Annotated in this window: 16 protein-coding genes; 14 read left to right on the top strand and 2 right to left on the bottom strand. The window is 61.3% G+C overall.

All coding sequences use genetic code 11. The features are described from left to right. Window positions 1-13: 13 nt before the first annotated feature. The 14 genes from flgG to arsH all read left to right on the top strand — a co-directional run bounded on the left by flgG (window position 14) and on the right by arsH (window position 11,365). On the top strand, window positions 14-799 hold the full coding sequence (flgG, locus tag KD146_RS04280; protein ID WP_212657499.1) for a flagellar basal-body rod protein FlgG: 786 nt from the start codon (window positions 14-16) through the stop codon (window positions 797-799). Window positions 800-813: 14 nt separating this feature from the next. Further along, window positions 814-1,758, top strand: a complete 945-nt coding sequence (gene flgA, locus KD146_RS04275) for a flagellar basal body P-ring formation chaperone FlgA (RefSeq protein WP_212657498.1) — start codon at window positions 814-816, stop codon at window positions 1,756-1,758. A 21-nt stretch (window positions 1,759-1,779) separates the two neighbouring features. Further along, entirely contained in the window at window positions 1,780-2,517 is a 738-nt protein-coding gene (gene flgH / locus KD146_RS04270) for a flagellar basal body L-ring protein FlgH (protein ID WP_212657497.1), read from the top strand. A 168-nt stretch (window positions 2,518-2,685) separates the two neighbouring features. After that, the gene (locus tag KD146_RS04265; RefSeq protein ID WP_212657496.1) at window positions 2,686-2,868 is read left to right on the top strand and encodes a glycine zipper domain-containing protein; all 183 of its coding nucleotides are present in this window, start codon (window positions 2,686-2,688) and stop codon (window positions 2,866-2,868) included. A 477-nt stretch (window positions 2,869-3,345) separates the two neighbouring features. Further along, window positions 3,346-4,836 carry a carboxypeptidase M32 gene (locus tag KD146_RS04260; protein ID WP_212657495.1) on the top strand — a complete coding sequence of 497 codons (1,491 nt, stop codon included), beginning with the start codon at window positions 3,346-3,348 and terminating at the stop codon, window positions 4,834-4,836. 248 nt (window positions 4,837-5,084) lie between these two features. Next, window positions 5,085-6,686 (top strand): ABC-F family ATP-binding cassette domain-containing protein, encoded by a 1,602-nt coding sequence (locus tag KD146_RS04255; protein ID WP_212657494.1) that lies wholly within the window; start codon window positions 5,085-5,087, stop codon window positions 6,684-6,686. A gap of 115 nt (window positions 6,687-6,801) precedes the next feature. Next, window positions 6,802-7,233 carry a curlin gene (locus tag KD146_RS04250; RefSeq protein WP_212657493.1) on the top strand — a complete coding sequence of 144 codons (432 nt, stop codon included), beginning with the start codon at window positions 6,802-6,804 and terminating at the stop codon, window positions 7,231-7,233. A gap of 61 nt (window positions 7,234-7,294) precedes the next feature. Continuing rightward, complete coding sequence (csgH, locus tag KD146_RS04245; protein ID WP_212657492.1) at window positions 7,295-7,678, top strand: curli-like amyloid fiber formation chaperone CsgH; 384 nt, start codon at window positions 7,295-7,297, stop codon at window positions 7,676-7,678. Window positions 7,679-7,798: 120 nt separating this feature from the next. After that, complete coding sequence (locus tag KD146_RS04240) at window positions 7,799-8,218, top strand: curlin (protein WP_212657491.1); 420 nt, start codon at window positions 7,799-7,801, stop codon at window positions 8,216-8,218. 92 nt (window positions 8,219-8,310) lie between these two features. Then, complete coding sequence (locus tag KD146_RS04235; RefSeq protein WP_212657490.1) at window positions 8,311-8,667, top strand: ArsR/SmtB family transcription factor; 357 nt, start codon at window positions 8,311-8,313, stop codon at window positions 8,665-8,667. Next, complete coding sequence (locus tag KD146_RS04230) at window positions 8,660-9,184, top strand: arsenate reductase ArsC (protein WP_212657489.1); 525 nt, start codon at window positions 8,660-8,662, stop codon at window positions 9,182-9,184. Before KD146_RS04235 ends, KD146_RS04230 begins: the two co-directional genes overlap by 8 nt. Window positions 9,185-9,187: 3 nt before the next feature. Next, a complete protein-coding gene (arsB, locus tag KD146_RS04225; protein WP_212657488.1) occupies window positions 9,188-10,246 on the top strand; it encodes an ACR3 family arsenite efflux transporter in 1,059 nt (352 codons plus the stop codon). Continuing rightward, window positions 10,243-10,665, top strand: coding sequence for an arsenate reductase (glutaredoxin) (gene arsC / locus KD146_RS04220; RefSeq protein WP_212657487.1), 423 nt, complete (start codon window positions 10,243-10,245; stop codon window positions 10,663-10,665). The genes arsB and arsC overlap by 4 nt, the downstream gene beginning before the upstream one ends. Beyond that, window positions 10,640-11,365 (top strand): arsenical resistance protein ArsH, encoded by a 726-nt coding sequence (gene arsH / locus KD146_RS04215; RefSeq protein ID WP_212657486.1) that lies wholly within the window; start codon window positions 10,640-10,642, stop codon window positions 11,363-11,365. Before arsC ends, arsH begins: the two co-directional genes overlap by 26 nt. Window positions 11,366-11,426: 61 nt before the next feature. On the opposite strand, the gene dksA is transcribed toward arsH, so the two are convergent. Together dksA and KD146_RS04205 are read right to left on the bottom strand one after the other, a co-directional pair. After that, window positions 11,427-11,846 (bottom strand): RNA polymerase-binding protein DksA, encoded by a 420-nt coding sequence (gene dksA, locus KD146_RS04210; protein ID WP_212657485.1) that lies wholly within the window; start codon window positions 11,844-11,846, stop codon window positions 11,427-11,429. Window positions 11,847-12,001: 155 nt separating this feature from the next. After that, window positions 12,002-12,421 (bottom strand): flagellar assembly protein FliX, encoded by a 420-nt coding sequence (locus tag KD146_RS04205; RefSeq protein ID WP_212657484.1) that lies wholly within the window; start codon window positions 12,419-12,421, stop codon window positions 12,002-12,004. Window positions 12,422-12,631 lie beyond the last annotated feature (210 nt).

Below are 12,631 nucleotides of genomic sequence, written 5' to 3'. Positions count from 1 at the left end.
CTGAGGACCGGCCATGAAAGCTCTCTATATCGCATCGACCGGCATGAGCGCCCAGGAACGCAATGTCGAAGTCATCTCCAACAACATCGCCAACATGCGCACCACCGGCTACAAGCGGGCCCGCGCCGAGTTCGAAGATCTGCTCTATCAGCAGGTGACACGCGCTGGCTCGCAAAGCTCGGCTCAGGGCAGTGTCGTGCCAGCCGGGCTTGAGATCGGTTCGGGTGTCCGCACCGTCTCCACCCCGCGTATTATGAGCCAGGGTACGGTCAACATGACCGAAGGCGAACTGGATCTGGCCATTCGTGGCGATGGCTTCTTCATGGTGCAAATGCCTGATGGCCGCACCGCCTACACCCGCGACGGCTCGTTCGAGCGCTCGCCTGACGGCGAAATGGTGACCTCCAATGGCTACACCATTGATCCCGGCATCACCATTCCCGGCGACGCTACCTCGGTTGCCATCTCACAAGATGGCATGGTTTCGGCATATGTCGGCACCGACTCCACCCCAACCCAGCTCGGCCAGCTCCAGCTCGCTCGCTTCGTCAACAAATCGGGTCTGGAATCGCTGGGCGACAATTTGTTCATCGACACCCCGGCCAGTGGCCCCGCCCAGGTTGGCGTTCCCAATGCCGAAGGCACGGGCAATCTGCTCCAGGGTTATCTGGAAATGTCCAACGTCAACTCGGTCACCGAGATTGCCGACCTCATCGCCGCCCAGCGTGCCTACGAGATGAACGCCCGTGTCATCTCCGGCGCTGACGAGATGATGCAGTCCACCACGCAGCTGCGTTAAGGGAGACGTTTCAGATGATCGCTCGTACCGCAATCGCCGCCATCACTACCCTGCTGCTCACAGCCAGTGCCCTTGCCGCTCCTGCTCTCAAAGGCGACATCACGGTCACCGCCGCTGTTGTCACCGTCGGCGACATGTTCGACGAAGCAGGTCTTGCCGCTGAAGATGCCCTGTTCCGGGCGCCAAAACCCGGCACCACCGGCACAGTCGACCTGCTCGACATCAAGGCCGCGGCCGCGCGCATCGGTATCGAAACCTTCGAAACCCGCGGTCTGGACCGCATCCGCGTCAGCCGCGCCGCAACGGTGATCGACCAGTCGGCCCTGACCCGGTTGATTGCAGACGATCTGAAAAACCGTGGCATCCTCACCGAGGGCATGAGCGCCAACACCATTTTCACCGACATGGTGCCCATGCTCAATGCCGAGGCCGTCGACACCCCGGCCAGCATCACCAGCCTGCGCTACCTGCCCGCCAATGGCGGCTTTCAGGCCCGCTTCGCAATCGCCGGTATTGACCAGCCGCTCGATCTGTCCGGCTCGATCGAACTGATGATCGACGCGCCGCATCTGGCCAGCAACTACCCTGGCGGCACCATTCTCGATGCCAGCGATATTGTCATGCGTCCGGTCCCACTGCGCTACGTCGAAAGCACCGGCGTCGCCCGGCTGCAGGACATCGTGGGCAAGGCCCTCACCCGTCAGAGCCGCGAAGGCATGATGGTCAAGCCAGCTGATGTCAGCCTGCCAATGACCGTCGCCAAGAACGATCTCGTCACCATCTATTTCCGGCATGGACCGATGACCCTGACCGTCAAGGGTCAGGCTGTCACCGGTGCCACCATCGGCGCCCCGCTCCAGGTTCTCAACCTGATGTCTCGCCGCGTCATCAGCGCCACCGCCATTGCCGCCGGCGCCGTCGAAGTGAGCTCTGAACCGCTCGCTCTGGCTGGCCTCTAAACGCTTTCAGGAAAACACAAAATGAACATCCTTAAACTCGCAACACTCCTGACGCTGACCCTGACACTGGCTGGCTGCAACTCCATGGACCGCCTGGCAGACGTCGGTCGTGCACCGGCCCTGAGCCCCATCGTGGACCCCACCACCACCGCCGGCTACCAGCCCGTCAACATGCCGATGCCCCAGGCCATCGCCGATACTTATCAGGCAAATTCGCTCTACCGCACCTCAGCCAAGGGCTTCTTCAAGGATGAGCGCGCGCACCGCATCGGCGATATCCTGACCGTCATCGTGACCGTCAACGACAGCGCCAAGATCGCCAACAACACCCAGTCCAGCCGCAACTCGACCAACTCGGCTGGTATGGGCGGCATTCTGGGCTCCATGGTCGACACCGCTTCGGGCGGCACCATCGACACTAATGACGCGGTGGATTTCAACTCCGGCATTGCCAATACCGGCAAGGGCTCGGTGAACCGCTCCGAAAGCCTGCAGACTTCGGTCGCAGCCGTGGTCACCCAGGTCCTGCCCAACGGGAACCTGGTCATTGAAGGCCATCAGGAAGTTCGCGTGAACTTTGAGGTCCGCGACCTGGTCGTGGCTGGCATTGTCCGCCCCTCCGACATTCAGGCCAACAACACCATTCCATCGTCCAAGATTGCCGAAGCGCGTATCGCCTACGGTGGCCGCGGTCAGATCACCGATGTGCAGCAGCCGCGATATGGCCAGCAGGTGATGGACGCGATCCTGCCCTTCTAGGACACACCCTTTCCTGGCTGCACGATCCCCCATGGTGCAACCAGTCTCCCCGGCGGTGAGCAGAAGGCACCGCCCGGCCAATTCCAGAACAGAACCGGCCCTCCCCAGAGGCGCAGTCCCCCGGCTGCGCCTCTTCCCCTTTTCAGGCCCAGAGCCTATTATCCCACTATGAAAAATCAGAAAAAATTGCAGCGCGGCACGGGTATGGCAGTCGGCGCAGGCATCGCATTGGGCGTGGCGATGGGCCTTGCCACCAACAACATCGCCTTGGGTGTTGCGATGGGCATGGTGTTTGCTGTGGCCTTCGGAAAGGCCGCCGCCTCCAAATCGGACACCGGCAAGACTGAATAACCGGTCACGCCGGCATCGAATTGCCCAGGCGATTGACCACGACCTTCGCCCTCACAGCTCCCATCCATCACGCCACCAACCCACCGCGCGCCACGCTCGGGCATGCCCCGACGGCTCTGTACTGTCACAACGCAGGTCAAATGCAGTTCGCTCGGGTGGAACCGGAGGGGGCTGAAACTCCGTCGAACATGGCCACCATGGACATACACCTCCCCCCTTATCCCCGCCCCCAAAACCCCATTTCATACTCACCCCGTATGTCCCACACGGGCGGCCTGTAGGCGACAGTAGCGGGAGAGCACGGGCGTGCGGCATTGCCAGTCATACGGGTCTAGGACTGGGCCGCCAGCCTGCGAGCGATGAAATTGGCCATAAGGTCTGGGCAAAAAAACCGGTGCCCCGCGCAGTGCTCACCCATGCTTGCCCAATGCCTCAGCCTGTGGAACATCTCAGCGCAGCAATTCTCGGAGTCTGCCAGTGTCTTTCCAAAAACTCGATGATCTCGGTCGCAAGCTTGAATCCCTGGAGCACGCGCTCTCCATCCTGGGCGCTGACGAGGCCACGCACATGGCCGTCGGTGGCGGTGAAAAGCGCGCCGAGGCCATGGCCAATCTGGCTGGCATGTACCACGCGCAGGCCACCGCACCGCAAATCGCCGACTGGATCGAGGCCGCAAGGCCTGAGACCGAGGACCAGACCCTGGCGCTGGCCGAGTTCAAGCGCCAGTACATCAACGCCACCTGCCTGCCCACCGATTTCGTCGAGCGCCGCACCGCCGCCACCATGCGCTCCGAGCAGCTCTGGCGCGACCTGCGGGCCAAGGGCGATTGGGACAGCTTCCTGCCCGCCCTCGAAGGCGTCATCGCTCTTGTGCGCGAAGAGGCCCAACTGCGCGCCAACGCAACAGGACTAGCTCCGTACGACGCCTTGATGGATCAATACGATCCCGGCAACCGCACTGCCGATCTCGATCCGGTCTTTGCCGATCTCAAGAGCTTCCTCAAGGGCTTCGTGCCCGAGGCCCTGGCGGCTCAGGAAGCCCGCCTGGCCAAGCGCCCGCGCAAGAGCCTCAACGCCCCCTACCCCATTGAAAAACAGCGCGAACTTGGCCTGGCCGCCATGCGCGCCGTGGGATTCGATTTCACCCACGGCTCGCTCGCCGTGTCGCACCACCCCTTCTGCGGCGGCGTACCCTCCGACGTGCGCATGACCACGCGCTACCGCACCGACGAATTCCTCTCCTCGCTCATGGGCGTGCTGCACGAAACCGGCCACGCCCTATACGAACAGGGCCTGCCCAAGGAATGGTCACACTGGCCACTCGGCAAGGCGCGCGGCATGGGCATTCACGAAAGCCAGAGCCTGTTCGTTGAAATGCAGCTGGCCCGCAGCCCCGAATTCTGGGACTTCGCCCTGCCGCTGGTGCACCAGCATCTCGGCCCCGACGCCATCCCCGGCTGGGAAACCGCCGACGTCCTCAACGAGGTCAATTTCGTCGAACGCGGCTATATCCGTGTCGATGCCGATGAGGTCACCTACCCGCTCCACGTCATCCTGCGCTATGAGCTGGAACAGGATCTGGTCAGCGGCAAGCTCGACGCCAGCCAGATCCCCGAAGCCTGGGACGCCAAGATGACCGAATATCTCGGCATTTCCACCATCAACGACCCCAAGGACGGCCCGATGCAGGACGTGCATTGGCCCGGCGGCGCCTTTGGCTATTTCCCCAGCTACACACTGGGCGCCATGATCGCCGCCCAGCAATGGGCCACGCTCGAAAAGGCCCAGCCCAACCTGCGCAGCGATATCGCCACGGGTGACTTCAACGGCGTCAATCAATGGCGCGCCGACAATATTTGGAGCCAGGGCTCGCGCTGGTCCACGCCCGAACTGATCACCCGCGCCACCGGTGAACCGCTCAACGCCGACATCTTCAAGGCCCACCTCAGGCAGCGCTATCTTGCATAGCAGCTCCCGCAGCCGGCACTCTCCCTTGCAGGGAAGACCACAATGAACACGGGCCATTGTGCTGGCGCCTCCCTCCCCTCGATGGGGAGGGACCGAGGGTGGGGTGACAGGCTGGCCACCGGCCGCCAATCTTGACATCTCCCCGCCCTCGCCTATCTTGCGCCCACACGCAGCAGTGACCGGACGGTACCCCATGGATTTCACTTTGAACGACTGCTTCACCCGCATCGCTCATCTGGAATCCGTCCATGCCCGCCTCCGTCACCCTGCACCAGCTCACCTACGCCACACCCGATAACCAGCCGCTCTTTACCGGTCTCGACCTCGCATTCGGCAACCACCGAACCGGCTTGATCGGTCGCAATGGCACGGGCAAATCCACCCTGCTGGCCATCATTGCCGGACTAATCCCCCCTGCTGCCGGATCGGTTACCATTGCCGGGTCGCTCGCCATGCTGGAGCAGTCCGTGCAGGTTTTGCCGTCCGATACCATTGCCGATCATCTCGGTATTTCCACTGCCCTTGAGCGCCTCGCCCGGCTTGAACGGGGTCAGGGTAGTCTTGAGGATGCCGAAAACGCCGACTGGACCCTGCCTGCGCGTATCTCCAGCGCGCTCGACGATGTGGGCCTGCCCGATTACCCCACCGACCGGACGCTGGGCAAGCTCAGTGGCGGCCAGCGCACCAGACTGGCACTAGCTCGTCTGATCCTGGCTGAACCCGACATCATCCTGCTCGATGAGCCCACCAACAACCTGGACACCGGAGGTCGTGACGCGGTCGCGAACCTGCTGCGCCACTGGCGCGGCGCCGCCATCGTCGTCAGCCATGACCGCACCCTGCTGCGGGAAATGGACGCCATCGTCGAGCTAACCACGCTGGGAGTCCACAGCTATGGCGGCAATTGGGAACACTATGCCGAGCGCAAGGCCCTCGAACACGATGCGGCTCAACACGAGCTATCAACCGCCGAACGCAAGGTCGCCGACATCGACCGCAAGATCCAGAATGTGGCCGAAAAGAAGGCCCGCAAGGACGGCGCTGGCAAGCGCAAGGCGGCGAAGGGCGGCATGCCCAAAATCCTGCTCGGCGGTATGAAGGAGAATGCCGAAAATTCCAGCGGCGAGAATGCCCGCATTGCCAGCCGCCAGCGCAGCGAGGCCGCCGAACTGGCCAGCGCCGCCCGCGCCAGGGTCGAAGTACTCACTCCCCTGACGGTTTCGCTCGCGCCCACCCGATTGCCCGCTGGCCGCACCGTGCTGCAGGCCACTGCGCTCTCGGGAGGGCCTGACACCGTCACCCTGCTGATCAGCAACTTGTCCTTCTCCATCACCGGGCCGCAGCGCGTCGCCATCTCAGGCCCCAATGGTTCAGGCAAGACCACCATGCTGCGTTTGTTGACGGGCGATCTTCCGGCCCAACACGGCACAGCGCATATTCATGTGCCCTACGCCATGCTCGATCAGACCGTCAGCCTGCTCGATCCGGCCCAGACCATTCGCGACAATTTTCGCGCCCTCAACCCGGACAGCGATGAGCGCACCTGCCGTGCCGCGCTCGCCCGCTTCATGTTCCGCGCTGATGCCGCACTGCAGCTGGCCGGCACGCTCAGTGGCGGTGAAATGCTGCGCGCTGGCCTGGCCTGCACCATTGGCGGCGATCACCCGCCCCAACTGCTTATCCTGGATGAACCCACCAACCATCTCGATATCGGCGCCGTTGAGGAGCTCGAGGCTGGCCTGCGCAGCTATGACGGGGCCTTGCTGGTGGTCAGCCATGATACCGATTTTCTCAATTCGATCAGAATCGAACGCCAAATCGAACTGCCCGCTGCCGAACCGCCGCCATGAGAATGAACCCAATCTGAACTCAGGGTTCAGTCCCGGTTCTGCCTGCCTCCCTTAATGCTTGGGTCATCGGCAAGAAGCGCTCCACAGGGAGTGCAGGCCAAGGCAGGAGACAACCATGAAGCGCACCATCATCACCACCGCAATTGCCGCCATGATCGCCGTGAGCGCGGCCCCAACCATGGCCAACGACGTCTTCATCAGCCAGTACGGCTATAGCAACAGTTCAGGCGGCAGCCAGACCGGCTGGTACAACCGCTTTGGTCTGCAGCAGCGCGGCAGCTGGAACACCGGTTTGAGCCGTCAGAACGGCAACCGCAATATCAGCGCGATCGGTCAGGAGGGCCGCAACAACCGCGCCGAAACCATCCAGCGCGGCAACCGCAACGCCGCCGGCATCGGCCAGTTCGGCACCAACCACAACGCGATCATCAGCCAGGACGGCAATGGCAACATCACGGCAGGCGTGCAGACGGGCAATGGCTGCAACGCCAATGTGGTTCAGGGCGGTTCGGGCAATGTCACCGCTTTCGTGCAGGTCTGCGAGTAGTCCCCGTCGCCGGAAGGGCTTTACCCTTCCGGTCATCCCGAACCGCAAGGAGGATCCGACAATGACTCAGCTTACCCGCACCCTGCCCCTGTTTTTTGGCGTCGGCATCGTCGCCATCGCCGCATCTGTGGGCATGGCCAGTTCCGATACCAATTCCCTGCGTTGCGACATCGCCGAGCAGAACCAGAATGGCATGCGGACAATCACGGGCTCTGTCTTCAGTCCACAGGACGTCAGCGGCGAGTATCGCTTTGCCATCAGGAGCGCCAGCAACGGCAATTCGTCCAACATCAGCCAGGGAGGCGCGTTCTCAGCCCTCGCCAATGAGGCCGTCTCCGTCGGCCAGATGATGATCAATGCCGACGCGCGCTACAGCGTCGACTTCTCAATCATCGTGGGCGGGCAGACTGTCGCCTGTACCCAGAACGGCGCGCGCTTCACCTGAGGCATAGCTGTCAGCTTTGGCTGAACCGTAAATGAACACCCCGCTCCGAACCGGTTCAGCCAGCCCCCACTACTCTTAGATCATCGGCCACATAGTCCAGCGTCAAACGGGAGAAACGCCATGACCACCAAGCTCTTCAAGACCCTCGCCATCGCCACTACAGCCCTCATCATCAGTGCAGCGAGCCTGTCGACCCCGGCTATGGCTGGTGGCCAGTTCAGTCTGAGCTTTGCCCCTCAGAATTCCGAGCACCAACAGGTACTAGGTCTGGGTCTGCTCATGCTCTCACTGGTCAACGGCGCCTCCGAGGGCGGCGCAAATGTCCGCCAGAACGGCAATCACAACACTGCTGGTGTCGATCAGCGCGGCCGCAACAACAACGGCCTGATCGTGCAGGACGGCAATGGCCATCACGGCACCATCGAGCAGCGCGGTAACAACAATAACTGCGCCCTGCTGCAGTTTGGCGAAAACACCCGTGGTCGCTGTGCCCAGTTTGGCAACAATCAGACGGGTATCACCACAGTCTTTGGCTTCTAGCTTGAGCTGCAACACGAAACCAACGGGGCCAGTGGCCCCGTTTTCCATTTGCCGGGTTTACAGCAACAACATATATCGATAAATCCAGATATATGGAATCAATTCAGGCAATCGATGTCTTCACGGCGCTCTCGCAGGCCACCCGCCTCGAGGCCTTCAAACTCATCATCACACACGAACCCTCAGGCATGCCCGCCGGTGAAATTGCCCGCCAGCTCGACGTGCCGCAAAACACCATGTCGACCCATTTGGCGATCCTGACCCGCGCCGGACTGATCGAAGCCGAGCGCCAGGGGCGCTCCATCGTCTATCGCGCCGTGCTCGAACGCGTGCGCGAGATCGCCAATTTCCTCGTGCAGGACTGCTGCGGCGGTCGCCCCGAGCTTTGCGAACCTCTCATCGCCGATATCACACCCTGCTGCAGCCCCAAGGAAGCGCACCATGTCTGATCGCGTCTACAATGTCCTGTTCCTGTGCACCGGGAATTCGGCCCGCTCCATCATCGGCGAAGCCTTGATGAACAACCTCCCCGACGGCCGATTCCGCGCTTACTCTGCGGGATCCACGCCCAAGGGTGAAGTGCACCCCATGACATTGGAAACCCTGTCTAGGGCGGGCATTGCCACCGATGGTCTGCGCTCGAAATCCTGGGACGAGTTTACGACCCCAGACGCGCCCGAGTTGGACTTCATCTTCACCGTTTGTGATAACGCCGCGGGCGAAGCCTGCCCGCTTTGGCCCGGCAAGCCCATGACCGCCCACTGGGGGATCAGCGATCCCGCGGCAGTTTCTGGCCCGGACTTTAAACAACGCGCCGCCTTTGAAGACACCCTTCGATTTCTGCGCAACCGCATCAACGCCTTTGCCAGCCTCCCGCTGTCCTCAATTGATCGCATGACGCTCAAATCCAGGCTCGCCGGCATCGGCGCCATGGAAGGCACAACCGATAACGAGGAAGTTGCCTAAACCATGTCAGTTTTTGAACGTTACCTCTCTCTCTGGGTTGGCTTGGCCATCATTGCCGGTATTGCACTGGGGCAGTTTATGCCGGGCGTTTTTTCCAGCCTCGCAGCCCTCGAAATCGCTCAGGTCAATCTACCCGTCGCTATCCTGATCTGGGCCATGGTCTACCCCATGATGATCGCCGTCGATGTCGGCAGCCTGCACCGCATTGCCGAACAACCCAGGGGCTTGGTGGTCACGCTGGTCGTCAACTGGCTGATCAAACCCTTCAGCATGGCCGTTCTGGGCGTATTCTTCTTCAAGGGCGTGTTTGCCGCTTGGATTCCAACTGCCGACGCCGAAGGCTATATCGCCGGGCTGATCCTGCTGGGGGCGGCTCCCTGTACGGCCATGGTCTTTGTCTGGTCCCAGCTCACCCGCGGCGATGCCAACTACACCCTCGCCCAGGTTAGCGTGAACGATCTCATCATGGTGTTTGCCTATGCACCGATTGTCGCGCTGTTGCTGGGTGTCACCGATATTCCGGTTCCTTGGGGCACCCTAATTCTGTCAGTCCTGCTCTATGTCGTCGTGCCGTTGGCAGCAGGCATATTGACCCGTCGTTACCTGCTTGCCGCAGACGGCTCATCCACCCGTCTCAATGGTTTTATCGCCAGGCTCAAGCCCGCCTCGATGGTCGGGCTGCTCGCCACCGTCGTGCTGTTGTTTGGCTTCCAGGGCAATGTCATTCTGGCGCAGCCGCTGGTGATCGCGCTGATCGCCGTACCCTTGCTGATCCAGTCGTACGGCATTTTTGCCATCGCTTATGGCGCGGCCTGGGCGCTGCGCATCCCGCACCGCATCGCTGCCCCTTGCGCCATGATCGGCACGTCCAACTTTTTTGAACTGGCTGTGGCCGTGGCTATCAGCCTTTACGGACTTTCCTCGACGGCCGCTCTGGCCACCGTAGTCGGAGTGCTTGTTGAAGTGCCGGTCATGCTCTCGCTGGTGGCCCTCGCCAACAGAACACGCACCGCCTTTGATGCCAATGCCGGCGAAGGTGAGAAAGAAAGGCCAGCACGATGACCGTCACCATCTATCACAACCCCGAATGCGGCACCTCGCGCAACACGTTGGCCATGATCCGGCAATCTGGCGTGGAGCCGGTCGTGATCGACTACCGCACCAATCCGCCCTCGCGCGACCGCCTGCAACAATTGATAGCGGACGCCGGCCTCACCGTGCGTCAGGCCATTCGGCAAAAGGGCACGCCCTATGTCGAACTGGGCCTGGAAGAACCCACCCTCTCGGACGACGCGTTAATCGACGCTATGCTGGCAGAGCCAATCCTGATCAATCGCCCCTTCGTCGAGACTCCCAGGGGCACACGCCTGTGCCGGCCCTCAGAAATCGTGTTTGATATTCTGGAGAACCCCGACATCGGGCCCTTCACCAAGGAGGATGGTGAAGTGATTATTGATGCCGAGGGCAAGCGCCTTGTCTGATCTCCCCAACATCATCGACGACGCCCTCGAAGTCCCCGATCCTGCCAACCTTGCCACGCTGATCACCAGCCACAAGCCGCGCATCCTCATGCTCTACGGATCGTTGCGCGAACGTTCCTATAGCCGGCTACTTACCTTCGAAGCGCAACGCCTGCTTGAGGCATTTGGTGCTGAAGTCAAAGTGTTCCACGCCAATGGCCTGCCGCTGCCCAATGACGCCCCTGACACCCATCCCAAGGTCCAGGAACTGCGCGAACTCATGTTGTGGTCCGAAGGTCAGGTCTGGACCAGCCCGGAGCGCCATGGCGCCATGAGCGCGGTGATGAAGGCCCAGATCGACTGGATCCCCCTGCCCGGCGGCGCCATTCGGCCCACTCAGGGACGAACCCTAGCACTGATGCAGGTGTCCGGCGGCTCGCAATCGTTCAACGCGGTCAATCAGATGCGGCTGCTGGGTCGTTGGATGCGCATGCTCACCATCCCCAACCAGTCCTCCGTCGCCAAGGCCTGGCAGGAATTCGAAGCCGATGACCGCATGAAGCCGTCTTCGTTCTACGATCGGGTCGTGGATGTGATGGAGGAACTGGTCAAATTCACCATCCTCAATCGTGGCAACGCCAACTATCTGACCTCGCGCTATAGCGAACGCAAGCAGGCCATTATCAAGCAGCGTGAGCAGGTCGACGCCGCCGCGGTGTAGTCGCCTTCCCACAACGAAACAGGCCCGCATCGCTGCGGGCCTGTTTCAATCTCGTTAAATGCTATTCGTCGCGATAGACTTTTTCGCGACGCTCATGCATTTCCTGGGCTTCAAGGCTCAGCGTGGCGATAGGCCGGGCATCAAGGCGAGCCAGGCCGATGGGATCACCGGTCTCCTCGCAATAGCCATAGCTACCATCGTCGATACGCTTGATCGCAGCATCAATCTTGGAAATCAGCTTGCGCTGACGATCACGCGTCCGCAATTCGAGAGACCGGTCACTTTCCGAACTGGCACGATCGGCCATGTCGGGGTGGTTCTGGCTCTCTTCCTGAAGGTTATCAAGCGTTTCACGGCTTTCGCGAAGGATATCATCCTTCCACGCGTTCAGCTTGGCCCGAAAGTAGTCCCGCTGGCGCGGGTTCATGAACGGCTCGTCGTCACTGGGCCGGTATTCAATTACTTCAGCAATCGAAGACATCAGCAGACTCAACTCCAATGCGCCCCCTATAGGCGGCCTGTATATGCGCGCAGGCGCACCCCCGCAAGCGCTCAAATCACGTGGTGCTTAACACGTGAATGCGCGTGCATGTCAGCCGAATAGCCCATTATCGACAACATTTTGATGAATTCGGCTCACGCAGAAGGGTATCGCCCGAACTTTGCCAGTTCGACCTGAACCCGCAGATCGATCTCATCGAGAACGCCATCAAGCGCCGGATCAGAACGTTCGCGAATTTCGCTCAGCATGGTCGCCAGATTGTCCAGACGCTCAGCGCTCACCTGCCCGATCAGCAAGTCAGCCTTGATGTCGTCCAACGCATCAAGCAGTGACCGACCGCGGCGCAGCGCCTTCTTCTTGCCCTCTAGCGGTCCACCTACCGCCTGCAGCGCCAGAATGGCATCAATGCCGGTCATGCCTGCCACCGGTGCTGAGCCGGCAGCGCGTGCGGGACCGTCAGCGCCTGTCGGAGCAAAGTCCGTGCGCGATCCCGAGCGGCCCGCTGAACCACTTTTACCGACGCCGGAGGTGCGATTACCTGTGTCTATGCGCAACGGATGGACTCAAATCATTTCGATCACGTACCGGCAAAATCTGCCGCCAGCCGTTAACAGGTCCTTAACGAACCCGGCAAGAATTACTCACCGCACCCTTCCAACGCCACACGCCGCACCGAACCGCCACAAAAACACCTTTTATTTCATAAGCTTACCGAACCAGACATAAACTGGCACAGTTTTCGCAATGAGTTTCCCGAATGTCGC

This window comes from Devosia litorisediminis, from assembly GCF_018334155.1.
GTDB lineage: Bacteria > Pseudomonadota > Alphaproteobacteria > Rhizobiales > Devosiaceae > Devosia > Devosia litorisediminis.
This window is presented reverse-complemented; position numbering and strand designations above follow the sequence as displayed.

What these genes read in the sequence shown, in the direction of transcription:
- KD146_RS04250 (WP_212657493.1), top strand. Translation starts at nt 6,802, where the DNA reads ATGAAGCGCACCATCATCACCACCGCAATTGCCGCCATGATCGCCGTG.
- KD146_RS04265 (WP_212657496.1), top strand. Translation starts at nt 2,686, where the DNA reads ATGAAAAATCAGAAAAAATTGCAGCGCGGCACGGGTATGGCAGTCGGC.
- arsH (WP_212657486.1), top strand. Translation starts at nt 10,640, where the DNA reads ATGCCGAGGGCAAGCGCCTTGTCTGATCTCCCCAACATCATCGACGAC.
- KD146_RS04240 (WP_212657491.1), top strand. Translation starts at nt 7,799, where the DNA reads ATGACCACCAAGCTCTTCAAGACCCTCGCCATCGCCACTACAGCCCTC.
- csgH (WP_212657492.1), top strand. Translation starts at nt 7,295, where the DNA reads ATGACTCAGCTTACCCGCACCCTGCCCCTGTTTTTTGGCGTCGGCATC.
- arsC (WP_212657487.1), top strand. Translation starts at nt 10,243, where the DNA reads ATGACCGTCACCATCTATCACAACCCCGAATGCGGCACCTCGCGCAAC.
- dksA (WP_212657485.1), bottom strand. Translation starts at nt 11,846, where the DNA reads ATGTCTTCGATTGCTGAAGTAATTGAATACCGGCCCAGTGACGACGAG.
- flgA (WP_212657498.1), top strand. Translation starts at nt 814, where the DNA reads ATGATCGCTCGTACCGCAATCGCCGCCATCACTACCCTGCTGCTCACA.
- arsB (WP_212657488.1), top strand. Translation starts at nt 9,188, where the DNA reads ATGTCAGTTTTTGAACGTTACCTCTCTCTCTGGGTTGGCTTGGCCATC.
- KD146_RS04255 (WP_212657494.1), top strand. Translation starts at nt 5,085, where the DNA reads ATGCCCGCCTCCGTCACCCTGCACCAGCTCACCTACGCCACACCCGAT.
- KD146_RS04230 (WP_212657489.1), top strand. Translation starts at nt 8,660, where the DNA reads ATGTCTGATCGCGTCTACAATGTCCTGTTCCTGTGCACCGGGAATTCG.
- flgH (WP_212657497.1), top strand. Translation starts at nt 1,780, where the DNA reads ATGAACATCCTTAAACTCGCAACACTCCTGACGCTGACCCTGACACTG.
- flgG (WP_212657499.1), top strand. Translation starts at nt 14, where the DNA reads ATGAAAGCTCTCTATATCGCATCGACCGGCATGAGCGCCCAGGAACGC.
- KD146_RS04235 (WP_212657490.1), top strand. Translation starts at nt 8,311, where the DNA reads ATGGAATCAATTCAGGCAATCGATGTCTTCACGGCGCTCTCGCAGGCC.